Genomic DNA, 26,316 nt, shown 5'->3' on the forward strand with positions numbered 1-26,316 from the left:
ATCAGTGGATGCCGGCCTGACTTACGCAAGGTGAGTTCGTCGGACGCTTACCTTCTTCAAATCTCCGAATGACCTGCATCTCTTCTATTTTGCAATACGTTTCCTGCAAGTTTCCCGAGGGGTTCAGCATCTCTCCCAGCAGCTTCCGCACGCGAAAGAAATCTTCCTCTCCGCTGGCTGAAAATGTCAGATTCCAAGATCGCTCTGGCATCTTGAGTGAACTGCGAAATCTGCTTCCACTTTCCCGACTTTGCTTTACGTCGTCCCTTCATCTGCTCCTCGCGTCGGTAACCTGGTCTGAAGAATTGATCGATCTGGAACTGATCACAGCTCATCCCCCGCGGAAAACTCAAGGTCCCAGGAATGTTCACCTGGTGCCCCCGCGAATGCCGCGGTCAGTGGCGGGAGAGGCCTCACAAGCATTTCACTTTCGGCTGAGGAGATCATTAGTGGAGTCGAACAGGACATGACTTGTTGAAAAGCCTTGCGGGTCGTGTCTTCCGTTCAAAAAGTAGCTGTGGCCGCCCTTGACCTCGTATTGCAGCTCAAAGTCATTGGTGCCCCTTGAGCTAAGCACACTCAATTTCTCCAGCTTCTCCATCATCCATTGAGCTTGCCCGTTGGTATGTGGTGGCGTTACCAGCATCACTTCATCAAGCCATGTGTGGCTGGATTGACAATCAATGAGATCTCGAAGTTCTTGGGCATGATGAACCATCATCATGGACGTTGAGATCTGACTCCCTGACTTGCGGCTCACCTGTAGGTAGAACCAAGGGTGAATAAGCTCCTGCTCAACGCATCGCCATAGCTGGCTGTGACCATGACCCTCAAGCCCTTCGATTACCATTTCAGTGTGGCGATAGGTAGTGAACATCGGCAAGCCCTCAAAATGAACACTATAGATTGTAGCCCTATAGGATTCGATAGCGCTTCATCGTTCCTTTTGTGGGAACGGAAAATTGGACCTCAACATCGCCTTCGGCCAGGCGCTCAGAAAGATTCGAGCCAGCAAAAATCTCACGCAAGAGGATTTTTCTACTGTGAGCAGCCGTACGTATCTCAGCTCATTGGAGCGAGGCCTGAAAAGCCCTACGCTGGAAAAAATCAATCAGCTCGCGGGTACGCTCGACGTGCACCCGCTCACCATTCTCGTAGCCACATACGTCGCGCGGGACGCCAACTTGGACATTGAGGGTCTTCTTCATACAATCAAAGATGAATTAGCTGGAATGAGCTCTTTCCAAGACCTCTCTCAATGATGCACTAGCGTCTATCGCTGAACCTGGGATGAGTGAGCGCATGCTATCGCTGGCCATGGAGGTCTTTGAGGGTACGGCGTGAGCAAAAGGGGCAGGGCGGAGGTACATCGTTGGTTACCACCAGAGTGAGAGGCATAAGATCTGCCGCGTGCCTGGTGTGCCGGGATACACTGTTGACGCAGCCTTGCCTGAGCCACGTTAAGTTCGGCCACACCAGCCGATTGGAGTCTATGGAGCATGAGAAGGGCTATTGGTAGACCCCCAACTCGGCTCGTCCTAGGTAGTCTTCAATCGCTCTAAATCCAAGTGGGTTATCCACCAGAGTGAGCGGATGCTGGCCCAGCGTTACCTGTTACCCAACGGTTCAGCCACGGCCAAAACCTGGGACTGCAGTCTGAAGCGCTGGGTATCGCTTCCGATCGCTTGCGATTTGCAGAGAGCATCTATCGGCTCCCGGCGTCACCGAAATAATCATCCCTTGCGACCAGACCGAGATTATCGGTGAGATCATCGCCATCCTCGCTGAACAGATGTAGAGTTCGCCGCTCCTGCTTGAGGTAAGCCAATGCTTGGAAGAAGCAACCCTCACACAGGTGCAGTTCATAGCGCTCCCCATCATGGGCAGCGCCATAGCCCCAATGTGCTTGTAAGGTGCCGAACTGATGCCCGCCAGTATCCAAGCGGGTGGAGCATCGGCATACATCGCACACGACATCTGTAACGGCCTCCATTTGGACTCTTCCGGTTATTTTCATCGCTTACTCCTAAAAATATCTCGGTCTCTCGCTTACAGCATACAGCCACTAGGACAGAGCGTAGGTTAGCCAATGTCGTACCCATAGTCGCTCACTCGGTCATGATCATGCTGGCGATGAAGATTAAATTGCCGCGAGCATGTGCATCTGCTCACGATCGTCGGAGCCCAATTCGGCGGGCGTGGATCGAGTCGCCTGTGAAGAGGCAGACGACCACGGTAATTGCCATATATTCAGAGATCACGATCTACAATGCTCAGATCTTTGTTAGACCGGTGACGTTGTTCGTCAATGCTGTGGTAGTAATTGTTCACCGTAGTGGACAAGCTTTCGTGACGCAAATCAGCCTGCAAGTCTTTATCATTACGAACTATTGCATCGAAGGTTGCTGAGGTATGACGTAGCCAATGGGTCGAGGCAGAACGTAGGCCATCTATCTCGTCCTCAGTTCGATCTTCCTCCTTCATTCGACTTAAGGCCTCATCAAAGACACTCTGCACCAAAACACGAATGTGTCCTTCAGACAACCCTTCTCGACCATGATGAGCGCGGAGGAGGGGGGTTGCGTCATCCGAGGTGGGAGTAGCAGTTAAGCCTAGATAAAGACGATACCGACGCATCCAGACATCGATATATTCATTTTTAACGCTGATCTTGGCAATTTTATTTCCCTTGCCAATCACGTGAAACCACCAGGCGCCGGATGAGTCCTTCCGGAAATCACTCATTAAAGGTTGCCAGTTATCACGACCAGCTAAGTCAGAGATACGGAGGTACATCGAAAAGATTGTTGAGACGATGAATAAGGTACGCTCATGCTTATCCGGATCAGCATTCGCCATGCCCTCAGCCGTATCAAGAACGTAGCTCCATTGGAGTGGGGTCAAGGATTTAGCTCTTTGAGTCCCGGAAACACGCTGCTTATACTTGGATTTCTGCTTAATGGCTCGAATGGGGTTGACGCTTTCAGTCAAGCCTTCATCAGTACAGAATTGGAAGAAGCTGCCGCATACCGCAAATATTTGAGCGATGGAGTCCTGAGCCAGCTTGCGTGCCTGCGGCTCAAGCTCACGCAGTGTCTCTTTTGCAATTTTCGCGGATCTTTTACTGGTGGTAAAGAAAAAAGGACGCCATTGAGGATTGGCAATATACGTGTCTGTGTCCTTAGCTTTGCGGCCTCCGATGCGCTTAAATCGGGCCTTGACGATTGGACCGATCCACTCAGCCGGAGGCTTTATGCAAAACTCCATGAAACGTTCACCATCTTGGCGTTTCATCTCCATTAGCGGTTTTTTTGCCACGATGAGACACCACAGAAGCATTCGCTCCACATGGGTGCGGTAAGAATTGTAAGTAGCCTGGTTACCCCCGTACGATCGGAGAAAACTGCGGACCGCTAGATAGCCCTCAAGAGGCTTAAGGGCTTCAGGGAATGACTTGAGGAACTCGAGGACTGAAGGCTGCTCAGCACTCAAATTGCTATGATTTAACTCTTGGAACCGGTCGTAGGTTTCAAAAAGCGGAAATGGTGAAGCTGCGGTAGCCATTGGAAATCCTGGGGTGGATGCTAGTGAATCGTACAGCTGAACCTCCGACGACTGCAATATTCGATTCTGACAATTATCGAATATTGCAGTACTCAGAATGAGTTACCTCAACTACTCCGTTGAGGCACCGGAGCGCAACGGACAGAAATCCGATCGGGACCATGCTTGATATTCCGCTAGCGCGGCATCGCGCGCACCAGCACCTTTCAGAATTGCAAAAGGGGCAGTCCTTAGCTGAAGGCATCGCTCTTTAGTGACACCACTGGCTTCCATCTTGTCAGCAATAAGTGCGAAGAAAACGCTAACAAGCTCTCGAATTTGTCGAGCGCTGAGACCGGGCCTCCCGTATGAGGTCTCTAACAGAGCGACGTCCTCTTTATCTATAGGGAATGGTGGCAGTCCGCGGCTTAACCGATAACGCTCCAGGTACGGTAGGAGACCTAGCGGAACTCGAGTCGGAGTTATCTCGTGCATGCAACTATCTAACTTGAACCACCATACATCGCGACACTTAAAAAAAGAGGTCATTAACGGGGCTTGCCGATTGCTACCCCCTAAGTCCGAAATACGGACGCGTAAGTAGTATGCGCACATAATGATAAACAGTGTTCGTTCATGCCTCTGATCTTCATCAGCTAACGCAACTGCAAGCTGGCTTGCAAACTGCCAAAGATCAAAAGCCAAAGCTGGTCTGGGTGCACGAAAGGGTTTCTCGCGCTTTGAGTGCACTGAATTTAGGACTGCAACCGGATTGATGAAAGTGTTTCCAGTAGCCAGCAGGTAATTATACAGAGAGCTGCATATTCGGAGTAGCTGTACTATAGAGCTGTTTGATATCGAGAGTGATCGCGCATTGTTGAAGGGTCGCCAATTTTCGTTGAATGATATTCCGTCATCCCCATTCACGAAGCGTTTCCGGGGGCACGCTGTTTGCCAGTCGTCAGGCGGCATCTTATTAAAAGCAATAAAGTCTTTAATCTCCAGGGTCGACAGATCAAGAATTGACTTATTTGCTACTAGCCAGCTCCAGAGCAAAAGACGCTCAGCAGACTGCCTATAAGATAAGAACGTGCTTTGCTCATCCGTGTATTGAGCTAAGAAGCCGCGAACCAAAGTAAAGTCAGTTAAATATCTATCAGGGGCGAGCAGATTTTTAAGGAAATCCGATACAGGCGCGTAGTGCTCCAGAAAATCCTGCAGAGGACTCTCCACGGACATACGGTCATTAAATATTGGGCGAGGATGCATTCGGGCGTACCGCATAACTGGGACTGATCTTTACGTTAAGTTGACATCTTCGGCGCGTCAAGAAAGCGTTTGTTCAAGCGGATGCAATTGGTAAATTCCACTAATTACAAGTAATGAGCGGAAAAAAATCGGATGATTTTTTTGCTGCCATTGTCGCTCGAATCCCCGTGATACAGCGCCTCCAGCGCGACAGCGCCGGAAAGCTATCGATTAATAAGTGGACAAGGTGCGAAGCGAACGTGGTTCGTTTCGCCATTAATGGGTGGAAAATCTGTAGATGCAGCCGGGCCGAAGGGTGATTTCCACTCAATAACTACGATTTCAAGTGGTACAGATTATGAGGGTGAACGAAAAAAACATTGAAATCAGCTGGTTGCGTGAGATCGCGCCATTCCATTCATTAAGTGACGGTCACAGGGTTGTTGGGCGACTCATCATGGAGATGACTGGTGGCTAGGCCACTGATCTGCATAGATTATTTTTTATCAGGCAAGCGGCAAGCGATCCTTTTTTGGCAGGAGCCACAATTCCATTCATTAAGTGACGGTCACACAGACCAACTTGGCAGGTTGACTGCTCAACCCTGATACGTCATTTAACATAATATGCATTATGCGTGAGTCTATATATGGTCACCAATCCGTGAGTCAGCCACTTTGGGACCAGCAAAAGCGCGCTGGTCGGTCCTTGCCGCTTCGGTCACTCGCCATGCGCTCCATTCCAGTCATCAGGCGGAATTCCTAGATTTGTTTCGAACCCGAGCTGTGTGTCGAGGCATTCTGCATGCTGACTGCGTTACAGTTTTCTACCTGCGACCATCTCAATGTACTTCCGCCATGCACGAGCCTGGACGATGTGATCCCGCAACGATACACACCATAGCTACGTCTAGGTATCCATTCCTTGGTGCTGGTGAGCCTTGACGCCCTGGAACCCGTGGCGATGCTACGTTCTCAAATTGCTTCCTGTCACTGTTTGTCCGTCAATTACCTAGCGTAGCTAGCACGAAGCTAAGCCGCGTCCATAGCCGTACATGTGACAGTTCGGTGCCCAGACGACGTTCTTGGCATCAGCACGCCTTGACACCAGTACCTAAGCTTTTGAAAGTCCCATACGGTATGAAGAACATCGGAGATGCTACGAGCATGGAAACGTAGATTGCGCGTAGAGGCTTGTTAGCATGCGTTCACGGGCGGCAGAATCACCATGAGCGACTGATTTAGATGCTATGCAGGTCCGTTACCCGGTTTCAGATCGTGATGCTTTTGCATGGGCGCGCTCAGGAGAAAAAAGCCGCTTCCGAACCTTATTTCTGGGCGTTATAGACCTTTTTGGACTGTACTGCACCTCAGTACGTTAGTTGTGTGATTGTTCTGAATAACGACCGATTGCTCAAGGGGCAGTTAACCTCCTCCAAGCATGATCTCTCTTGGTGAGGTTATAACTCCACTAAATAGTCATTTAGTGGAGTAAACAGAGGTGGGACTATGATTGCACTGCCGCCTACCCCGCTAAGTTATTATCATTTTTGAACTTTCAGAGTAACGCTACCGTTTTTTGGATTGGTGTACAGCAAGCGCCCCTCCGCTCCGTGTTCGGTGCCGATACCGGACTGCTTGTGCCCACCATAGGATATTCACAAGACCGACCCACCCAGACCATAGATCCGGCTCAGCAGGGCTTTCGCGAGGAAACCTGACGGACACCGGCCAAGGCGCACTGCAGCAGTGCGCCTGGTTACGCTTTGCTCGCTTGATGGGCATGACTTTTAGTTATCAGAGCGGCTTACTAAAAATTGATTACGCCGATCAGTGCGCACCTCTAGACTAGCCTCAAGCAACGATACCCCTACCCGAACGATCGCGCAGTGTCAGCCTTCATAGCTGACCGCTCGCAGCCCGAGGCTGCACGTGTCGAGGTCGTTGATTGTTGCCGCGGGTTGTTTAAGGAGTGTAGATAAAAATGCAAAAGTACACCGCTGGATTAGACCTGATCAAACAGCGCAAGCCCCAACACGGGCTTCCCGGTGCAGCCTACATGGACCCGGCCCTGTATCAACAGGACCTCGAACAGATCTGGTATAAAGAATGGATCTTTGCCGGTCATACGTTTGAATTGGAAAAGCCCGGCGAATACCTCACCCTGCAAATCGGCGAGTACCCGGTTGTTGTAATCCGGGGCAAAGATGGCACGGTGCGGGCCTTCCATAATGCCTGCCGCCACCGCGGTTCGAAAGTGTGCACAGAAGCCAAGGGCAAAGTTGCCAAGATGGTGTGCCCCTACCACAAATGGACCTTCGAACTGGACGGCAAGTTGCTGTATGCCGGCAATATGGGTGCGGACTTCAACCCGGCGGATCACAGCCTGACGCCCGTGCACTGCGAAGTGGTTCATAGCTATATCTATGTGTGCGTCGGGCAACAGGCTCCGGACTTCGAGAAGTTTCGCAGTGCCGTTTCGCCGTTCATTGGCCCTCACTATCTGGAAGATTGCAAGGTCGCCTTCGAATCGCAACTCGTGGAAAAAGGCAACTGGAAACTGGTCTTCGAAAACAACCGTGAATGCTTCCACTGTGACGGCACCCACCCCGAGTTGCTGTGCAGCTACACCGAACTGGCATCGGTACAAGGTGTCGGTGGTGTTGAAGACCCGGTGTTCGCCGAGTACTGCGACACGCTGGAGGCCGCGGGCCTTGCCAGCCGACTGGTCATGGACCCCAACGGCCAGTTCCGCATGACCCGCATCCCGCTGAACCCGGGCGCCAGCAGCTACACCATGGACGGCAAGCCTGCCGTGGCGCGGCGGCTGGACCGCAGTGGCGTGGACAACATCGGTGCGCTGCTGTACTTCAACTATCCCTCTACTTGGAACCACTTTCTGGGCGACCACGCATTGAGTTTTCGCGTGTTGCCGGTAGGCCCGGGGGAAACCGTGGTGACCACGAAGTGGCTGGTGCCCAAGGACGCACAGGAAGGTGTGGACTATGACATCGATCGCCTGACCAAAGTGTGGATAGCCACCAACGACCAGGACCGGCGCCTGGTGGAGGGCACCCAGGTCGGCGTTACCTCGCCTGCTTACATTCCTGGCCCCTACTCTTCAACGGTCGAGAACGGGGTATGCCAGTTCGTCGACTGGTACTGCGAGCTGATGACCAAACGGCTTGCCGAAGCGGCGTCAAAGCGGATCATCTGAGCTGCCCGGCAGAGGGCGCGCCTTCTGCCGGTTTCGCCTTCAAGTCACCGCAGTGTCGGTGGCCCCTAGCGCTTCGCTGCACGGAATGACCATGCACACCGTGAATAGCTGTTTCGATGAAAAATTTGAAGGCCGTAATCTGCGGTACCTCGAGAAAAAGGTACCGCGCAAGACATCGATCATCGGTTTTCTGTTACTCGACAACTTTTCCTTGCCGTGTTTCACCCAGGCGCTGGACGCGCTGCATACGGCAAACCTGATTCGTCCAGGCTCGGTGCGCGTGCATACCTTCAGCCATACCGGTGCCGAAGTGGTGAGCGACCTGGCCATTCCCATTCGCCCAGATACCCCGCTGACGGATATCCGCGTTGCGCAGATCGACTTGATGGTGGTCTGTGGTGGTTTACGCACGCCGCGCAGCGCACCGCTGTGGCTGAGCAGCCTGCTGCGCAGGTTGGCCCTGTCACCCATGGCGCTAGGCGGGTTATGGAACGGTGCTTGGTACATCGGCCACGCGGGCCTGCTCGATGGCTACCGTTGCGCTATTCACCCAGAGCAGCGCTCAGCACTCGCCGAGCATGTGCCGCAAGCGATGGTCAGCCAGGACAGCGTGGTTTTCGACCGTAATCGCTTGAGCGCAGCAACACCCGCCGGGGCTTTCCTGCTGATGATCGACTGGCTGCACGAACGCTGCGACCCGGCGTTGGCCCAGGCGGTGGTCGATCTGCTGGATTACGACCAGTCTCGTTTTCGCAGCGCAGCCAAGACCCGCCACCCCAACATGACCAAACCACTGCGTGAAATCATTCGGCTGATGGAGTCCAACCTTGAAGAACCGTTGGATATCCAGCAGATGTCGCAATGCGTCTCGCTGTCGCCCAGGCAGATCCAACGCCTGTTTCGTGACCAGACTGGCTCCACGCCACAGCATTTCTACCTGCAATTGAGGATTACCGAGGCCCGGCGACTGCTCCAGCACACCGCACTGTCAGTGATGGAAGTCGGCCTTGCCTGTGGTTTCGTCGCAGCCACGCATTTCAGCCGAACCTACAGCAAGTTCTTCGGCAGGCCCCCCTCGAAAGAAACTCGATACGAGATCTGACACCGTCAGCGGCATCCCTGTCGTTGTTACCCGCGTGAGTGACGTTGTCACTCATGCACAAACCCGGCTGGACGACTGTTTTACATGCGATCAGTAGAAAGTATTTCACACAGTGCGAGTTTCGACCGCAAGGCGGTCTTTGAAAACGCGCTTCACCGCCGGATTCTGGACATGAGCATGGCGCCAGGCTCTGCCGTCGATGAATTGGCGTTGAGCAAAGAGTTCGGCCTTTCACGCTCGCCAGTCAGAGAGGTGCTGCGCCAGCTCGCAGGCGAAGGCTACATCGAAATGGCCGCCAACCGCGCGCCCCGGGTAGCCCCCCTGCCCTCATCTGCTTTCAAGGGTTTTGCCCGGTCTTGCGGGTTGATCTATGTGGCAACGGCACACCTGGCCGCCGCCAATGCGTCAGCTGCGGATGTCACCCGCTTGCGCAACACCTTGCAGCAACTCGAAGGTGCTAGCCAGGCTGACAACCACCAGGCCTGCGCCCCGCTGGAAAGCGCTCTGCAGCTGCGCATTGGCCTGATCAGCGAAAACCCCTTTCTGACCCCGTCGCTCAAGCGTCTGCTGATCGATCACGCCCGTATTCAACAGCTCATCTATCGCTGGCAAACACGAGCAGCGGCGACCGCCGACATGGGTGAACTGACCCGCTGCTACGCACGCTTGATCGACGCCATCGCCAGCCACGACGTCAGCCACGCCACGCACACCTGCAACCGTCTCATCCAACTCATCCACCAACGGGTCGACGCCTACTTGAGCGCGACCACGGCAGTACGGGAGGCCTTTAACTGATACCTGGGCAAGGCAGAGTCAACAACGCTTATAAACCTGCCGCGTGCACCCAGGCCACTTGCACATTGCACCTGCCATGAATTTATAAAGGAGATAAAAATGACAAGTCCTGTAATCACGGTCGAAGATGTACCCCTCAACAACTTTCACAGGTTGCTGACGGTCCGTTCAGGCGGGGGTGGTTTCGCTGATGGGTATGTATTGTGCGTTATCGGCGTCGCGCTGGCACAGATATCCGCAGCATTGAACCTAAGCACATTCTGGGAAGGCCTGATCGCGGCCGCCTCCCTGATTGGCGTATTTTTTGGCGGTTTCCTGGGGGGATGGCTGACCAACCATCTGGGCAGGCGCAAAGTCTATTTCATTGGCCCATTGCTGTTCATCGGCGCCTCGCTGGCCCACCTGTGGGTGGATACCGCGCTGGGCATGTTCCTCTTGCGCTTGCTGATCGGCATCGGCGTTGGTATTGAGTACCCGGTCGCCACCTCGATGCTGGTCGAGTTCATGCCGCGCAAGTACCGCGGTTCTCGCCTGGCCATGCTGACGCTCTTGTGGTTTGCCGGTGCTGCGAGCGCCTACCTGAGCGGAGAAGTGATCCTGCGGACCTTGGGCGCTGATGCCTGGCCGTGGGTTCTGGCAAGCTCCGCACTGGTGGGGGTGTTCCTGTTCGTGGTCCGTCTCGGCACACCAGAATCGGCCCGCTGGCTATTAAGCAAAGGCCGGGATGCCGAGGCGGAAGTCGTGATCAAATCGGTCTACGGCAATGATTTCGGCCTGCGCAACCTGCCGGTGGAACAGAGTGGTAACAGCCTGAGCTTCGCCAACCTGCTGCACTCGGGCTACGGCAAGCGCATGCTGTTCATCGTCAGTTTCTGGACCTGCTCGATCATTCCGGTATTTGCGGTGTATTCATTTGCTCCCAAGGTGCTTGGGGCACTCAATGTGAAAGGTGATATCGCGTCTCTGGGCTCTGCCCTGATCACCTTGTTCTTCGTTTTCGGCTGCATGATCGCCACCCGCATCATCAACATCGTCGACCGGCGCACCATGCTGATCTACAGCTTCCTGCTCTCAGGCCTGTCGTTGCTCTGCCTGGGTATTTTCCATGCAAGCCCCGGCATGATCATCCTCGTGCTGTTTGCCTCTTACGCTTTGTTCATTGGTGGTGCCCAGGTGCTGGTACTGGTCTACCCGAACGAAATTTTCCCCACCGAGATCCGCACCTTCGCGGTAGGCATCGGCACTTCGGTTTCCCGTATTGGCGCTGCGGTAGGCACTTACCTGGTACCACTGTCGCTCGACTCGCTGGGCATTGCGCAGACCATGTATATCGCCGCGCTCGTATCGTTCGTCGGGCTGTTCATGTCCTGGGCCCTGGCCCCGGAAACACGCTCGCTGAATCTGCAGCAAGCGGCATCGCTGGGTTGATCCACTGATTCAAACAATCATTGTCAAAGGGAGCACAAGATGACAACTCTGCTGAACAAGGAACAATACGCGGCCATCGCCGCCGAACTGCAACTGCGCACTCAGGCGTTCATCGACGGTGAATTCCGCGACGCCATCTCCGGTCGCACGTTCGTCACCACCAACCCGGCCACCGGCAAGCAGCTGGCTGAAGTCGCCGCCTGCGACGTCAATGACGTCAACGTGGCCGTGGCCGCGGCCAAGCGTGTGTTCGAAGAAGGCACCTGGTCGAAGATGCAGCCCAACGACCGCAAGCATGTGCTGCAGAAGTTCGCCCAGCTGCTGGAAGACAACGCCCATGAGCTGGCGGTGCTGGAAGCGCTGGACAGCGGCAAGCCGGTCAGCGAGTGCCAGACCGTCGACGTGCCGGAAACCATCCACACCATCCGCTGGCACGCCGAGCTGATCGACAAGATCTACGACGCCACTGCCCCGACCGGCAACGCTGCCGTGACCATGGTGGTGCGTGAAGCCATCGGCGTGGTCGGCCTGGTGCTGCCGTGGAACTTCCCGCTGCTGATGCTGGCCTGGAAGATCGCCCCGTCGCTGGCCGCCGGTTGCTCGATCGTGGTCAAGCCGGCGAAGGAAACCACCCTCAGCGCCCTGCGCGTGGCCGAACTGGCCCATGAGGCGGGCATTCCTGCTGGTGTGTTCAACCTGGTGCCTGGCGGTGGCCGTGAAGTGGGCGAGGCCATCGGCCGCCACATGGACATCCCGATGGTCAGCTTCACCGGCTCCACCGACACCGGCCGCCTGTTCCTGAAATACGCCGCCGAGTCCAACCTCAAGCGCATCGTCCTGGAGCTGGGTGGCAAGAACCCGGCCGTAGTCATGAACGACTGTGAAGACCTGGACGAAGTGGCCCAGTTCGTCACCGCCGGTGCGTTCTGGAACATGGGTGAGAACTGCTCGGCCTCCTCGCGCTTGATCGTCCATAAGGACGTCAAAGACGAATTGCTGGGCCTGATCGCCAAGCACCTGAAGGACTGGAAGCTGGGCGACCCGCTGGACCCGGACAACCGCTTGGGCGCCATGGTCAGCAAGTCGCACTTCGAAAAGGTCAAGTCGTACCTGGAATACGCCGCCGAGCAGAAACTCAGCATCGTTCAGGGCGGCGAAACCGAAGAAGGCGTGTTCGTGCAGCCGACCATCGTCGACAACGTTGGCCGCGACAACAAATTGTTCGTCGAGGAAATCTTTGGCCCGGTGCTGAGCGTGACCAGCTTCGAGACCATCGACGAGGCGATCGAGCTGGCCAACGATACCGTCTACGGCCTGGCCGCTTCCGCTTACACCGGCAGCCTGCGCAATGCGCTGCGCCTGTCGCGTGAAATTCGCGCGGGCGTGGTGACGGTCAACTGCTTCGGCGAAGGGGATGTGACCACGCCGTTCGGGGGCTACAAAGAGTCTGGCTTTGGTGGGCGCGACAAGTCCATCTGGGCACATGACCAATACACGGAGCTGAAGACCATCTGGATCAACGCTTCGTGATCTGAGCAAGACCGGTGCTGTGCGGGTTCACCCGCGAAAGGGCCAGCCCTGCCGTCGCAGTGGCGGCCTTTTGTCAGCGGGCCGCTAGAACTTCGACAAGATCCAGTCGCGCATGCGACAGCACGCGTCATCGTCCTTTTTCTGTTCGTTGAATGTCAGAAAGTGCTGGCTATCCTTGTGCACCAGCTCTTCACTGACCGGCCGCAACAACAGGCCTTGCTCGATGAGTGGTTCTACCAGGTAGTGCCACCCTAACGCCACGCCCTGCCCCTTTACCGCCAATTGCACCAGCGAACTGTAGTCGTTGGAATGCAGCAACTGTGCCTCGGAGGCAACGCGCGTGCTGAAATTGACGTTGTGATACTCGAACCAGACATACCAATCCACGTGCTCGGCAATTTGCGAACGACCATAGGGGCTGAGATTCAGCAGCGAACCTTTGCAGATACCCTCCAGCGTGGACACTTCGGGATGTTGCTCGAGAAAATCGGGGCTGCAGATCGGGTAGATCACATCGTACGCCAACGGGTGGCTGCTATACCCTTCGCGGATTTTCGCCAGTTTGTTGACGAAGATATCGGGCTGTACCCCAGGCTCCAGGTTGACAAAGTTTTGCGTTGTCACCAGGTTCAAATCGATATCAGGGTTTTTTGCCAGAAATTCGGGCAACCGGGGGGTCAACCACAAACCGGAAAACGCGGGCGTGCAACACAGCGTCACCACCCGCTTGCCGCTGTTCTGCCGACGTATGCGGCCGGTCACCTGTGAAATGTTGGTCAGCGACAACTGAACCGCGTCGAAAAAGATTGCGCCCTCGGGCGTCAGTCGCACCGCACGGCCATTGCGGATGAACAGTTCGGCGCCCATGAAACTTTCCAGCTCGCGAATCTGCTTGCTGATTGCCGCCTGAGTCACGCACAACGATTCGGCGGCGCGGGTGAAGTTGAGATACTTTGCCGCTGCGACAAACGCCTTGACTGCGCGCAACGAGGGCATCTGGATCAGCGACTGATCGGGCTCTGTGTGCTTTACCATTGACCTATACCATTATCAAACTGAACATCAAGTTTTGCATCACGGCAGATTGGCTCAAGCAGTACACCCTTTTCTGGATCTTGTTCTTGAAAATGGCAATCCTGGCAAATGTACAATCCGTGGAACGTAGCCACCTTGCACAGGCGCCACGTGGGCATGATACGAAAAAGGGCCTCGCTTGAGGCCCCTTTTTTCATCGATGTTCAAACTCGGTCGAGGTTACTCATCCCCTGCCCGCATTTCCTTGAACTTCATATTGGCTTTGGCGCCAAGGGTCAGGAACGGTTGCGGGGGCAGTTGCTTCGGTTTGTCGTAAGCCGACAGGATCTGCACCAACTCACTGTCAATGCCCAATGCCATGTCAGCTGCGGCAATACCTGCAGCGCTGGACTTTGAAGCACCCAGACCGTTGCAGCCACACGCCGAAATCACTCCGTTCTCTAGCTCACCGAAGGCCGGCACGCTGTTCCAGGTAAGTGCCATCGGCCCACCCCAGCGATGCTCCATGCGCAGGCCCTTGAGGGCCGGGAAGCGGGTGATGAACTTGCCATCATGTACACGCCCGGCGCTATTCACCTGGCGGTCTCCGATCGTCAGCGTCGGGTTGTAAGAGTAACGCCAGCGCACCAGGATGCGATCACTGTTACCGTCGATGATCCGGCGTATGGTGGTGCCCATCGGCAATGCAGGCGTTGCCGCCCAGGTACGCTGACCCGGCAGACGCTTGGGGTCGAACCGCTCGGTCAACGATGCATAGGTGAACACATGCAGCAACTGGCCTTTGAAGAAGCCGAAACTCTGTGCGTGGCCGTTGTTTGCCAGAATGACCTTGCCAGCCGTGACCACACCCTTGGGCGTTTTGACTACCCAGGCGCCACCCACGTTTTTGAATGACAACGCCGGCGTCTGCTCGTAGACCTGAACCGGGTCCTTGAATGTATCGGCCATGCGCCGGATGTAATCGGCTGGCTGGATCATGACCGTACCTGGCATGAACATACCGGAGGTATAGGCGGGGCTACCGGTCACATCGCTGATCGCCTGGCGATCAAGCAAGGTGTACTGCTCACCCAGCGCATCCAGCTGTTTGCCATACGACAGGATGTGTTCATCGCCCTGAATGCCGCGCGCAACGCTGAAGCGCCCACAAGGGTCGAAGACCTCGCGGCCCCAACCGTGCTCCTCGGCAAGTTCACGGCCTAGCTCGATTGCAGTGCGATAGAGCTTGATATCCCGTCGGGCGCGATCAAGTGAACCACCGCCAAGCCCCTCAGCTGACACTTCGTGAGGCAGGTCGATGATGAAGCCCGAGTTGCGCCCGGATGCGCCCTCACCGACCAGCCCTGCTTCAAGGATCACCACTTTGGCCTTGGGGTCGTTGCGCACGATCTGCCGGGCGCAGGACAGGCCAGCGAACCCTGCGCCGATGATGACGATGTCAGCAGTCACCGATGCCTGCAGCGCGGGCTTGGGCTGGCGTTTGGGCAGCATTTCGACCCAACCGGAGCTGCCGTTGTTCTTGGGTAATTTGGACGCGACAAACATGCTCGTTACCTCCTGCGTGTTTCAGTTCGCCGAAGCTTCGAGCTCGCGCAGGCCTGCCAGCGCTTCACGCAGGGCCGGCAGTTTGTTTTCGGCCAGGCGCGCCAGCGGACGGCGCGGGTTGCCGGCGCCATACCCCATGATTTCGGCGCCAGCGTAAACCGACTGCACGTAATCGCCTCGCCAGATCAGCGACATGACCGGGGCCAGGGCTTTCCAGATCTGTTGCACCTCATCCCACTGGCGCGCATGGGCCGCATTGACCAGCGCGACACAGGCTTTCGGCGCCATGTTGGCACCGCCCCAGATCAAACCAGCAGCACCAGCGAACAAAGCATATGGCACCAGCGGGTCGGCACCATTCATGGTTGGCAGGCCGGTGCGCACCAGGCTGGCCTGGGCGGCCAGATCACCGCTGCTGTCCTTGACCGAGACAAAATTGGGGATCTCGCTCAGTTGCTTGAACAGATCCGGGGTGACTTCCACGCCCACTGCCTGGGGCACGTTGTAGCCGATGATCGGCAGGCCGGCCTCGGACACGCTCGAGTAGAAATCGATGATGCCCTGATCATCGGTCGGGCCTTCGAAGAACGGTGGCAGCACCATCACACCATCGGCTCCGCAGTCCTTGGCGTGGCGGGTACGCTCCACCACTTCATCGGCCAGCAGCGCCGAGGTCTGGGCGATGACCCGAGCGCGGCCGTTGATGACATTGGCGCCAAACGCCACCAGCTCTTTGGACTCGTCCTTGCTCAGATAAACGTGCATCCCTGTTCCGGAGCTGAGCACAAAGCCGTGTACCCCGGCAGCCAGATAGCGTTCGATCAGACTTTCGAAACGTGCGTAGTCGATCTTGCCCTGCGCATCGAAAGGCGTGGTAATGGCCAGGTTCACACCGGAAAACGTGAATGCAGACATTGAAAAGTTCCTTGTTATTCTTAGCCGCCAAATTCAGCTAATACTTCGAGCGGTGTTGCTCTAGGCAAAAGATTAAGGCGCTATACCGCGCGGTTACAGCGACATTTCGAGGGATGATTTGATAAGTTTGAGTTATGCGCCGTGGCAAGTCGCAATACCGTCGAGCGGCTGCACAGCCAAAAAAAGGACCGCAAAGTCTGCTGGTCAGGCCTCTGTGACCAGCGCCAACGAGGCGAGTTGGCGGTATCCTGAAGCCACGCTCACTCGGGACACAAATCATGCGCAGGTCGATGCTGTTGCTCGCAATCACGGCAGTTGCTGGTTGTCAGACGCCCATGCCATCCCCCAACCCACAGATGGCCTGGGTCGATCTCTCGGCGCCCTTCCCCAATGACAAGGTATTGATGGCCGAACGCCTGGATAAAGAGCGTTTGCGCGACGGGCGCTTTTTTCAGGTCAGCCCAGGTAGCCATGTGTTGCTCGTCCGCTTCGACTATGAAGTGGGCGGTGGCGGTGGCATGAGCTTGATGGGCGGCACCACTGTTCGCGAATGTTACCTGACCATTCCATACGCGTATTTCAAAGCGGGAGAGCGTTACTTGCTGGAGGCTCGCTCGATGGCGCTGACACCGGAGGCACGCTTGTACGATGCCAAGCGCAATGTGGTGGCAGAGGTCAGCGAATTCTATTGCCTGTAATCATCGCTGCCGGCACGCCAACGATCAGCGTGAGCGCAACAGGGCCATCAATGCTGAGGTCCAAGGCCCCTGCCCTTGAACCCGTAAGCATCAGGCATCCACAGCCCGCTGCAACCCACCCTCCAACGGCAACTCATAGGATTTCTTCACTGTACGCACCACCAGCGTGGACGAATAAGTGCGAATCGGAATATCTCGGTACGTGTCGAGAAACCGATAGATATAGTCGGTGTACTCGGTCGCATCGCGAAACTTGGCAACCATCACGAAATCGAACTCCCCCGTCATCAGGTAGCAGTCCTGGATCTCCGGGTGGCTGGCCAGTATGTGTTGCATCTTGCGGTCGATGTCATTGCTGTCGCGGTCCAGCTTGACCAGAAAAAAAGCGGTCACCTGAATCCCCAGCTTGCGCTCGTCCAGTATCGCGACCTTGGCCTTGATGATGCCTGCACTCTCCAGGCGCCTGATCCGCCGGTAACAACTGGTGGAAGACAGCCCGACGCTGTCGCTGAGCAACTCCAGATTCTGGCTGCAATCCTTTTGCAGCTTTCCCAGAATCTTCAGATCCATGGCGTCTGTCATTTTTCCCGTGTCTTCCTTGAAAAACTGCAATGAATACGCCGCAGGGATGCGCCAATTTGCACGATTCCTGCGCGCTGGCTCTTTACCATCTACCTGAGCTTAGCAGCCCGGCCAAGTATGGCCCGCGGGGCGCATGAGAGGGACCTTATGATCGTTGCCAAACCGACGTGGACCGCGGACATCCACGGCCTTTTCGCCGCCCCCTACTGGATCCCCGCCGAGCAGCGCGCGGCTGTTGCTGCCACCTGGGCCGGGTGCATGAACGGCTACTTTGTGTTCCTGGACGACCCGGACTCGGTCAAGACCTGGTCAGAAACCATCTACCAACACCTGGCCTCGCGCAACATGCCGCTGACCCTCGACCAGCAGCAGTTCTGGCCGATCGACGCGCTGGAAACCTTCAGGCTGTGGGTGAACCAAGGCTGGCGGCTCGACGCCAGCTCGCCGTTCGACCTGGCTGAACGCATCCCGCCGCCGGACCTTCCACAGCCCGTGAAACGGGTAAGGCAGGACATTCGCGCCCTCAGCCTTGAGGAACTGAACCTGTACCGCGCGCGCCTGGACGACGTGATGCAGGTGGGCGACCCCGACAGCTCCGCGCCCTGGCAACGTTACGCCTACATCCACACCAACTGGTGCCTGCATTATCAGGAGGCGTTTGCCCTGTGGCACCGGGCGTACCTGTTGTACCTGGAGCAGCTTATCGACTGCGCCATTCCTTACTGGGACTGGATGGCCGAGGATGCCAGCGTCGACGGCAGCCCACAGGCTGGCCTGCCCCAGGCGTTTCTCGAAGAAACCTACGTACACCCCCACACCGGCGAAACCCGGCCCAACCCCCTGCGCTACGCGGCCGCCAAAGACGGTTGTTCCAAGGTGTGCTCCCGTGCTGCGGTCAACGGCGTTGACTGCCGCTATGTGCAACGTAACCCGTTGTTCTACACCCACGGTGACGACTCGCGCTTTGATCGTGCGCGCCTTTACGGCATGAGCCGGATTTTCCAGCAACAGGTGGTGGATGCGCTGAAGTTCACCTGCTTCAGCCAGCCCCAGGGCGTGCCTGGGTATCCCTGGGCCAATATCCCGGTGTTCGACCCGCCCCAGCAAGACAGCCTGTACCCCAATCGCACGCTCAACTTCGACGGCCTGTACGAGCAACCCCACGACAACTATCACGGCTGGATCGGTGGCGATATGGCCGATAACGCCTACACCGCCTTTGACCCGCTGTTTTGCTCCTACCACGCCAATATCGACCGCATGCTCGAGGTGTGGATCCGGGCTCACCCCGGGGCGCAGTACACCACGCAGTGCCTGCTGCAGCCATTCGCCGGGCGCGACGCCACGCAGCTAACGTTCACCAGTGCCGACGCCTGGCGCTACACCACGCTCGGCGACATGGCCCAGGACAGCCGGCATATCGGTTACGACTACGGTGTGCCGGTGGCCCCACAGTTCGGTGCGCCAAAAGCAAACAGCGCCGCCTGTTGCAAGCACAGCGCCAATGCCGCCCCCACAGCAGAAGACAGCGCGGGGCCGTGGGTGGTGTTCGACCATGTGCGCTGCACCCATGACACCTACCTGATCGACGTCTTCCTCGACCAGCCCGACGCTGCCGTGCAGCACGTGAGCGCCGACAACCCCCACTACGTGGGGCGCTTCAGCCGCATCGGCATGGGGCTGGTAGACGACAAGGGGCGCTGCATCACCCATGGTGTGTCGCGTGCACTGAACGCGGCCCGCAACGTTGCGGCGCTGGGCCTTGGTCCCGCCGATGCGGTGCAGTTGTCCCTGCTGGTGACCCACCTCGACAGTGGCCGCGTGCTGCTGCCGGACGAATACAGGATCCTGCCCGGTTTCATCGCCCAACTGGTGTGGGACGACCCACGCCAAACCCTCGCCGGCCCGCCTGCGGTCGCCGGCTGCTGTGCTGCTTCCACCCCACACTCACCTGGAGAACCGACATGAGCACGCCCTTCAAGCAGTTCACCTCTCCCGCCGAACAAGCGCCCAAGGATTACAACAAGCTAGGGCTGGAAGACCAGTTGCTGCAGTTTGAAACCGACTGGAACAACGACCTCACCGGCTGGACCGAGTCGTCCATCATCGGCAACCCCTGGTCGGGCCTGAACGACGCGCCTCGCTCTGGCTACTACAACCCGCTGGTGGAGGGCTTCGGCGATGTGACCCCGGCCGCGATCACCTGGGCGCCCTTCCCCAACCGGCTGTGGACGTTCTTCTACAACAACGGTGCGGCGATTGTTCCCCAGCTGGGCGGCAAGGCCATGACCCTGCCACAGGTGATGGCGCTGGCCGACCACGGCCAGATCACCCTCGACAACACCCTCTACACGCTGTACGACCCGGACAAAAAAGGCACTTTGCTGCAACTGCCGGCCAAGCGCTGCCCAAGCATCGACTGGAACGGCAAGTACACGGCGTTCTCGCCTTCCGGCCCACGGGGCTGGCTTGACGAGTACTGCGAGTGGTCCATCGTGCGCGATGCCAACGGCAACATGCGCAAGATCACCTTCACCTGCGAAAACCCCGCGTACTTCCTGGCCATGTGGCGCATCGACCCGCAAGCCGTGCTGGGCTTGTACCGCGAGTACATCGACCCGAACGTGAAGGTCGAAGACTTGTACCTGCGTTATACCGTTGACTGCCGCACCGGCAAGGCCGGTGACCCGGTCATCGACCCCACCACTGGCAAGCCGGCCTATGACACCGTCAACAAATGGAACGCCGGCACGGCCTGTGTGCCCGGGCAGTACGGCGGGGCCATGCATCTTACCTCCGGCCCCAACACCCTCAGTGCCGAGGTGTACCTGGCCGCCGCCGCCACCATCCTGCGCCCGGTGGGCAGCAGCCAGAATGCCCAGTCGCTGATCTGCTGTGCGCAGTACGGGCAGAACTACCGCAACTCTGACCCGCACATCGGTTTCATGGCCAATACCACCGCGGTGAACAATCGCTTGTCGCTGACCAACCCCATAGGCCTGTACCTGCAACAACCCACCGACTTCAGTACCTGGAAAGGCCCGCAAGGCCAGGATGTCAGCCAGTACTGGCGCATCACGCGCGGCACGGCCAAGACCGCCGCCAACGGCTCAGACCAGATCCTGCAGGCGGTATTCGAGGTGCCGGAAAGCGCCGGCTTCTCGATCAATGACATCACCATCAACAACCAGCCAGTCGACTATGTGTGGGTCATCGCCCAACAACTGCTGGTGGGCCTGAGTGTCACTGTCAAACCGTTGACCAGCGAGCCTCCCTCCTTCCCGTGCGTGCAGGACCGGGTGGCCGGCCTGCAACCCTGGCCAGTGCAGCTGCTGCCGCTGGACCTGTTCTACGGGCAATCTCCCACCGACCTGCCCGCCTGGCTTGCGCCGGGCAGCAGTAACCAGTTCGTGCTGGTGGTACAAGGCGCCGACCCGAGCACCACGGCGCAGAATGCCAGGGTGCAGTTCTCCAACCCCGGCGTCACGGCGCAGGTTACCGAATACCTGCCCGACGCCTCGGCCATTCCCGGCCAGACCAACGCCGGCGGCACCCAGGCCTACATCCTGACCATCACCGTCAGCCCCACTGCGGCACCCGGCCTGGTGACAGTGCGTGCCCTCAATCCGGGCGAACAGGTGGATGTGAGCGCGGCAGACCACCCATGGGAATCGGGCCTGGCGCTGGTACCTGGCGCCTGAGCCCTACCCCTCCAACGCCGCACCTTCGGGTGCGGCTTTACAGCTTGCAAGGAGCGCAATGATGGCCAGGTTACGCTTGAGTCTGCTGTCGCTGCTAAGCGGCATTGTGCTGTGCCTGTCGACCCTGCAACCCGCCGCGGCAGCCACGCTGTCGGACGCCGATGCCTGTGTGCAGCAGCAATTGGTGTTCAACCCGGCAAGCGGGGGGTTTCTGCCGGTCAACAACTTCAATGCTACCAGCCAGGCATTCATGAACTGCTTTGGCTGGCAGCTGTTCATTGCCTTGAACTGGCCGGTGAACCCGGGTTGGCCGGCCACCGCCAGCCTGGCGGGTGAACCCGACATGCACAGCACCCTGGCGCAGTTCGGTGTACCTTCGGTGCCGGGGCAGCCGATGAGCGTGGCGCCGGTGTGGGCCAGCTACAAGGATGCCAACGACATCTTTCTGCCCGGCGCACCCACGCCCAGTGGCTGGGGCGTGCAAACCCTGGTGCCGTCCAGTTGCAGCACCCACGGTAGCCTGAAGGCACTCAAGGTGGGTGCTCGCAAGTTCATGAACGCCACCTCCGAAGGCGCGATCAACGCCTTGCACGGCTTTCACCTGTCCACCGGCACACTCGCCTCCATTCCCGACCCGGTCATGGAGGCGTCTGGTGGCTGGTTGACGGATCAGTCGGGCAACCTGGTGTTCTTTGAGCGCAAGGTCGGCAAGGCCGAGTTCGACTACATCGTCGCCAAGGGGCTCTACGACGCCGCTAACCAGTGGAAGGTTGCGCAGGGCGAGGGGCTGTCGCTGCCCATAGGTGAACCGATGCGCCAACTGCCGCCGTCCCCTGTGCCGCAGGAGCAACTGGGTGCGCTTGAGCTCAAGGCTGCCTGGCGGGTGCTGACCGGCAAGCCCGAACTGTTCGGCCGCTACCTCACCACCGTCGCCTGGCTCAAACGCCCCGACACACTGGAGTGCACCCAGGAAGTGGTGGGCCTGGTGGGCCTGCACATCATCAACAAGACCCAGGCTTCGCCCAACTTCATCTGGACCACCTTCGAGCAGGTGGACAACGTGCCCGAGCCGGCCCAGGTACCGGCCCAGCAAACGCCACCCAACGGTTTTGCCTTCAACAACCCGGACTGTGGCAGTGGGCCTGAGTGCAAGCCGAACGTGGCCCGTATCCAGTGCAAGCAGAACCACCCCGAGCAAGACTGCACCGACCTTTTTCCACGCGACCAGCCCGTACAGACCACCCGCGAACACCCTGTGCCCTCTGAACTGCAGGCACTCAATGGCGCAGTGCAAGCCAACTTCGCCAAGCAAAGCCAGGGCCAGTCGGTGTTTCAGTACTACAAGCTGATCAACGTACTCTGGACCCTCGCCCCCAACCCGCCCAGCCCGGAACCGGGTGCCAATGCGCAAGTACCGCTGTCGTACGGGCCGTTCATCAGCCAGGGCAATGTGCCGGTGGCCAACACCACCATGGAGACCTACGTACAAGGTGATGACTGCAACAAGTGCCACCAGTATGCGACGGTTGCCGGCAGTACCTCGCTTGCCTCGGACTTCTCCTTCCTGTTCAACACGGCAAGCTCCGCCAGCCAGAAAAGCCTGATCAAGCGCGTCAAAGCCTTCGAAACCCTCAAGGATCGCCCTTGAAGCGCGAACAGGGGCGATCATCGATCGCCCCAGCTTGGCCTCGCCTACCCTCCTGCACGATTTTCACGTGCGCTGCGCACATGGCACGCGTGGAGGCTAAGATGTCGGCTTACCTCCCCTTGGCGTCAAGGAACACACCTTTTGAACGGCCCACAGCCCCCACATGCTGCAGACGTCTTGCTGGAGGCCAGGCAACTGAGCCGTGTCGATCCGTCGAGCCGGGCCACCCTGCTGGCGCCCACCGACTTTATCCTGCGTGCAGGCGAGCGCGTTGCGCTGGTTGGCCCGTCGGGTTCGGGCAAGAGTGTCTTGCTGCGCGCTCTGGCACTGCTGGATGCAGCCAGCGCGGGTGAGGTCCTGTGGCTGGGGCAGTCCGTCAAAGCTGCACAAGTTCCACATTTTCGCGCGCGGGCCTGCTACCTGGCGCAACGCGCCGCACTGGTGGACGGCAGTGTCCTGCACAACCTGCAACTGCCCTTCACGCTCCGCCACAACCGCCAGTTCAGCTTCGACCTGGCCACGGCTACGCGCCTGCTGGAACTGGCCGGCAAGCCCCGCGCGTTTCTCGACAAGGCGGGTGCCGACCTGTCCGGTGGCGAAGCGCAGGTGGTTGCCCTGGTGCGGGCGCTGCTGTTGGCGCCGCAAGTGATGCTGTTCGACGAACCGACCTCGGCGCTCGACCCGCAATCAGTGGCTGCCGTGGAGGCGTTGGTGACGCATTGGTTCGCAGCCGCGCCTGCCGAGCGCGCCTGCGTCTGGATCACCCACGATCATCAACAGGCCCAACGTATCAGCACGCGAACGCTGAGCATGCACCAAGGCACTCTGCTGGATGAACACTGCCCATGAACTATCACAACCTTGACTATGGTGACGTGGCCATCGCCGCCGCCCTCATCCTGATCAACGGCCTGCTCTCGTTGCTGCTGAAACTGCAGCTGGAGCGCCAGTTGCTGTGGGCGTCGCTGCGTACCATCGCCCAGTTGCTGGCCATCGGCTACATCCTCGGTTGGGTGTTCCAGCATGCCCAGTGGTACATCGTGCTGCCGCTGATGCTGGTAATGACCCTCATTGCCGGCTTCTCCGCCGCTGGCCGGGGCACACAGCGCCACCGCGGGCTGTTGGCCGACAGCGTGCTGTCAGTCGGGTTGAGTGCCTGGCTGGTCACCGCCATCGGCCTGTTACTGGTGCTGCGCGTGCGCCCCTGGTACGAGCCGCAATACGCCATTCCGATCCTCGGCATGATTCTTGGCAACACCCTCACCGCTGTCGCCTTGGGCATCGAGCGCATGACCCGCGAACTGAGTAGCCAGCGCCCGCTGGTGGATATGATCCTGTCCCTGGGCGGTACCCGCTGGGAAGCGGCCCGCGCCGCCGCCAGCCAAGCGTTGCGGGCCGGCATGATGCCGACGCTGAACCAGATGTCGGTGGTCGGCATTGTCAGCCTGCCGGGCATGATGACCGGGCAGATTCTGGCCGGCCAGCAGCCCGAAGATGCCGTGCTCTATCAGATTGTGATCATGTTCCTGATCGCCGCGGCATCGGCGCTGGGCACGGTCTGCGCCGTGCTGCTGACCTTCAACCGGCTGTTCTCACCCGCACACCAGTTCATGGCGCACAAGCTGGTCAGGCGGGGCTGAGGCAGGCCAGTCTTGCCATTTCGCTTCTAAGAGCTTACCCGTTGAGCATCCGCACCGAGCTTACCGCATCGCAAGCCATGTCCAGGTCCTGCCCTGAGAGAATGTGTGCGTAATGGTCTTTCAATTCCTGTTCCCAGCTTGCGACTTCCCCAAGCAACTGCTCGGCTTCTTCACGTGACAGTGCAAAATGCGCGTGGTGGCTGAGCAAATTGCTTCGGCTGACTCGGCTACCCTCTCGGCCCACCGCCATTGCCAAGGTTTTTGCCGGGCCCTCATCAAGCATCGGCAACACGTCGTACATAGGTGAAATTCGCCACTGCCCCTCTAGCCAGATCACCGCATGGTTACGTGGGTGATCATCGGAGTTGCCTACCAGTGCGTTGTAGCACATGCGCTTGAACAACTCCTGCAGGTCTACATCTGGCACGCCCCGCCTTCGCATCTCGTCTGCCATGGCCGCGTAGCGCCAATCCCGGTGATGTGGGCCATCCCATTCCGAGTCGAGCAAGGTCAGCGCGCTAAGCATGGGGATGCGGCGTGCACCCTCGGCAATCGGGGTACGATCAAAACGCTCCACCAGCAAGGTGGACGGGTTTTCGGCATGCAGCGCAGTCCTGGCTACATTCAGGCCCTTCCCCGCTGCGAAGGTCATGCAGGCGTACTCGATCGTCGGCAAGTCGTATTGATCAAAGCGATCGCGAGGTTTGGCCAGAATCAGCATTCCTTTGTCCTGAAGGGTACGCTTCGGCCGTGCACCACCCAAAGAGGAGCGTTGCTGGCGCACGTTCAGGGTGGCAATCGATTCGCTGTCGAGTTGCCCGTCATATACCGCTTCGCAAGCGGCAACGAACTTTGCCAGCCCCTTCAGGTTCGGCACTGCTGCGTCACCGATGCCTTCTGCGGGGGTTGTGGCGCTGCCAGCCATCAGGTTGCCGATGCGGTCGTTGTTGGGTGACTTGAGCAGGAAGTCGAGGGTACCCAGTTCATGCCCATAAGCCCGGTGCAGCAGTCGCTCACCCCAGCCGTCGGGCATGGCGTCATTGATGAAGCCGGGAACTCCCCGGTTCTTGACTATGCCTGTGTAGGGTTCAGCGCGCAGAGGATAGTTGATCGGGTCAGGCACCCAGCCGCCACGGGCTACCTGGTCCGGGGCATACAGAAACTCGCCGAGCCTGCCATTCAGCGTAAGACGGCCAAGGGTAGTGACCTCGCCTGTTTCCGGGTGCTCCATGTAGATGTATGCGCGCGACATCAAAACGCCTCGGGCTTGGGTTTGGCCAATCGCACGCGTCTGGCCGCAATACCCTCGTGCGGGTCGTCTGCCTGGCTGAAGCGGGTGATCTGTGAGCTGTTTTCCAGGCCTTCCAGCGAGGCGAACACTGTGTCGCTGATACCGAGCCTCCATAACACCAGCATGAACGAGCGCAGGTCCACCAGTTCGGAGCCGCTTTCGATCTTGCGCAAGGTATGCGGCGAAACGTCGATGGCAGCCTTGAGATCGGCCTGACGCAGCCCCAGGGCCAGGCGCCGTGCCTTGACCAGCAAGCCCACTTTGCTAAGTGTGTCGGCACATGCGACGGGGAAAAAATCAGACATAAGGTGAACCATGGATAACTTTAACTAAGTTAAGGTTAACCATAGCACACATTAAGTGAGTAAACGATCAGGTTAATGTTAACGTAAATAT

21 protein-coding genes are annotated in these 26,316 nt (G+C 58.0%); 12 read left to right on the forward strand and 9 right to left on the reverse strand.

Annotated features, from left to right (window positions below; all coding sequences use genetic code 11):
- Positions 1 to 424: 424 nt before the first annotated feature.
- Positions 425 to 877, reverse strand: coding sequence for a hypothetical protein (locus IAE39_RS06365; RefSeq protein WP_201200412.1), 453 nt, complete (start codon positions 875 to 877; stop codon positions 425 to 427).
- Positions 878 to 962: 85 nt separating this feature from the next.
- On the opposite strand from IAE39_RS06365, the gene IAE39_RS06370 reads away from it, so the two are divergent.
- The gene (locus IAE39_RS06370; RefSeq protein WP_201200413.1) at positions 963 to 1,262 is read left to right on the forward strand and encodes a helix-turn-helix domain-containing protein; all 300 of its coding nucleotides are present in this window, start codon (positions 963 to 965) and stop codon (positions 1,260 to 1,262) included.
- 443 nt (positions 1,263 to 1,705) lie between these two features.
- Here IAE39_RS06370 and IAE39_RS06380 read toward each other — a convergent pair whose 3' ends face one another.
- Positions 1,706 to 2,017, reverse strand: a complete 312-nt coding sequence (locus IAE39_RS06380; protein WP_201200415.1) for a hypothetical protein — start codon at positions 2,015 to 2,017, stop codon at positions 1,706 to 1,708.
- A gap of 233 nt (positions 2,018 to 2,250) precedes the next feature.
- Positions 2,251 to 3,564, reverse strand: coding sequence for a tyrosine-type recombinase/integrase (locus IAE39_RS06385; RefSeq protein WP_201200417.1), 1,314 nt, complete (start codon positions 3,562 to 3,564; stop codon positions 2,251 to 2,253).
- 3,210 nt (positions 3,565 to 6,774) lie between these two features.
- Here IAE39_RS06385 and IAE39_RS06390 point away from each other — a divergent pair.
- From IAE39_RS06390 to IAE39_RS06410, 5 genes are all read left to right on the forward strand, one after another.
- Positions 6,775 to 8,007 carry an aromatic ring-hydroxylating oxygenase subunit alpha gene (locus IAE39_RS06390; RefSeq protein ID WP_201200419.1) on the forward strand — a complete coding sequence of 411 codons (1,233 nt, stop codon included), beginning with the start codon at positions 6,775 to 6,777 and terminating at the stop codon, positions 8,005 to 8,007.
- A 91-nt stretch (positions 8,008 to 8,098) separates the two neighbouring features.
- Complete coding sequence (locus tag IAE39_RS06395) at positions 8,099 to 9,109, forward strand: GlxA family transcriptional regulator (protein ID WP_201200421.1); 1,011 nt, start codon at positions 8,099 to 8,101, stop codon at positions 9,107 to 9,109.
- 84 nt (positions 9,110 to 9,193) lie between these two features.
- On the forward strand, positions 9,194 to 9,907 hold the full coding sequence (locus IAE39_RS06400; protein ID WP_268934115.1) for a GntR family transcriptional regulator: 714 nt from the start codon (positions 9,194 to 9,196) through the stop codon (positions 9,905 to 9,907).
- Between the two features lie 99 nt (positions 9,908 to 10,006).
- Entirely contained in the window at positions 10,007 to 11,335 is a 1,329-nt protein-coding gene (locus IAE39_RS06405; protein WP_201200425.1) for an MFS transporter, read from the forward strand.
- A 39-nt stretch (positions 11,336 to 11,374) separates the two neighbouring features.
- On the forward strand, positions 11,375 to 12,865 hold the full coding sequence (locus IAE39_RS06410) for an aldehyde dehydrogenase (RefSeq protein ID WP_201200428.1): 1,491 nt from the start codon (positions 11,375 to 11,377) through the stop codon (positions 12,863 to 12,865).
- A gap of 84 nt (positions 12,866 to 12,949) precedes the next feature.
- On the opposite strand, the gene IAE39_RS06415 is transcribed toward IAE39_RS06410, so the two are convergent.
- From IAE39_RS06415 to IAE39_RS06425, 3 genes are all read right to left on the reverse strand, one after another.
- Positions 12,950 to 13,900, reverse strand: a complete 951-nt coding sequence (locus IAE39_RS06415; protein ID WP_201200429.1) for a LysR family transcriptional regulator — start codon at positions 13,898 to 13,900, stop codon at positions 12,950 to 12,952.
- 219 nt (positions 13,901 to 14,119) lie between these two features.
- On the reverse strand, positions 14,120 to 15,445 hold the full coding sequence (locus IAE39_RS06420; protein WP_201200431.1) for an NAD(P)/FAD-dependent oxidoreductase: 1,326 nt from the start codon (positions 15,443 to 15,445) through the stop codon (positions 14,120 to 14,122).
- Positions 15,446 to 15,466: 21 nt separating this feature from the next.
- Positions 15,467 to 16,360, reverse strand: coding sequence for a dihydrodipicolinate synthase family protein (locus IAE39_RS06425; protein ID WP_201200432.1), 894 nt, complete (start codon positions 16,358 to 16,360; stop codon positions 15,467 to 15,469).
- Positions 16,361 to 16,638: 278 nt separating this feature from the next.
- On the opposite strand from IAE39_RS06425, the gene IAE39_RS06430 reads away from it, so the two are divergent.
- Positions 16,639 to 17,058: a PA0061/PA0062 family lipoprotein gene (locus IAE39_RS06430; RefSeq protein ID WP_201200433.1), complete on the forward strand. Its 420-nt coding sequence runs from the start codon at positions 16,639 to 16,641 to the stop codon at positions 17,056 to 17,058.
- A gap of 90 nt (positions 17,059 to 17,148) precedes the next feature.
- Here IAE39_RS06430 and IAE39_RS06435 read toward each other — a convergent pair whose 3' ends face one another.
- Complete coding sequence (locus tag IAE39_RS06435) at positions 17,149 to 17,628, reverse strand: Lrp/AsnC family transcriptional regulator (RefSeq protein WP_201200434.1); 480 nt, start codon at positions 17,626 to 17,628, stop codon at positions 17,149 to 17,151.
- Positions 17,629 to 17,787: 159 nt separating this feature from the next.
- Between IAE39_RS06435 and IAE39_RS06440 the strand changes: the two genes are divergently transcribed.
- From IAE39_RS06440 to IAE39_RS06460, 5 genes are all read left to right on the forward strand, one after another.
- Positions 17,788 to 19,608 carry a tyrosinase family protein gene (locus IAE39_RS06440; protein ID WP_201200436.1) on the forward strand — a complete coding sequence of 607 codons (1,821 nt, stop codon included), beginning with the start codon at positions 17,788 to 17,790 and terminating at the stop codon, positions 19,606 to 19,608.
- Entirely contained in the window at positions 19,605 to 21,341 is a 1,737-nt protein-coding gene (locus IAE39_RS06445) for a hypothetical protein (RefSeq protein WP_201200437.1), read from the forward strand. Before IAE39_RS06440 ends, IAE39_RS06445 begins: the two co-directional genes overlap by 4 nt.
- A gap of 61 nt (positions 21,342 to 21,402) precedes the next feature.
- Positions 21,403 to 22,989, forward strand: coding sequence for a hypothetical protein (locus IAE39_RS06450; protein WP_201200438.1), 1,587 nt, complete (start codon positions 21,403 to 21,405; stop codon positions 22,987 to 22,989).
- Between the two features lie 141 nt (positions 22,990 to 23,130).
- Entirely contained in the window at positions 23,131 to 23,838 is a 708-nt protein-coding gene (locus tag IAE39_RS06455) for an ABC transporter ATP-binding protein (RefSeq protein WP_201200440.1), read from the forward strand.
- On the forward strand, positions 23,835 to 24,629 hold the full coding sequence (locus IAE39_RS06460) for an ABC transporter permease (RefSeq protein ID WP_201200450.1): 795 nt from the start codon (positions 23,835 to 23,837) through the stop codon (positions 24,627 to 24,629). The genes IAE39_RS06455 and IAE39_RS06460 overlap by 4 nt, the downstream gene beginning before the upstream one ends.
- A 34-nt stretch (positions 24,630 to 24,663) precedes the next feature.
- Here the strand turns inward: IAE39_RS06460 and IAE39_RS06465 are convergent, their stop codons facing one another.
- Both IAE39_RS06465 and IAE39_RS06470 read right to left on the reverse strand, forming a co-directional pair.
- Complete coding sequence (locus IAE39_RS06465) at positions 24,664 to 25,881, reverse strand: type II toxin-antitoxin system HipA family toxin (RefSeq protein WP_201200452.1); 1,218 nt, start codon at positions 25,879 to 25,881, stop codon at positions 24,664 to 24,666.
- Positions 25,881 to 26,225 (reverse strand): helix-turn-helix domain-containing protein, encoded by a 345-nt coding sequence (locus IAE39_RS06470; RefSeq protein WP_201200454.1) that lies wholly within the window; start codon positions 26,223 to 26,225, stop codon positions 25,881 to 25,883. Before IAE39_RS06470 ends, IAE39_RS06465 begins: the two co-directional genes overlap by 1 nt.
- Positions 26,226 to 26,316 lie beyond the last annotated feature (91 nt).

Origin of the sequence: Pseudomonas sp. S37 (assembly GCF_016658545.1) — a bacterium.
Classification (GTDB): domain Bacteria; phylum Pseudomonadota; class Gammaproteobacteria; order Pseudomonadales; family Pseudomonadaceae; genus Aquipseudomonas.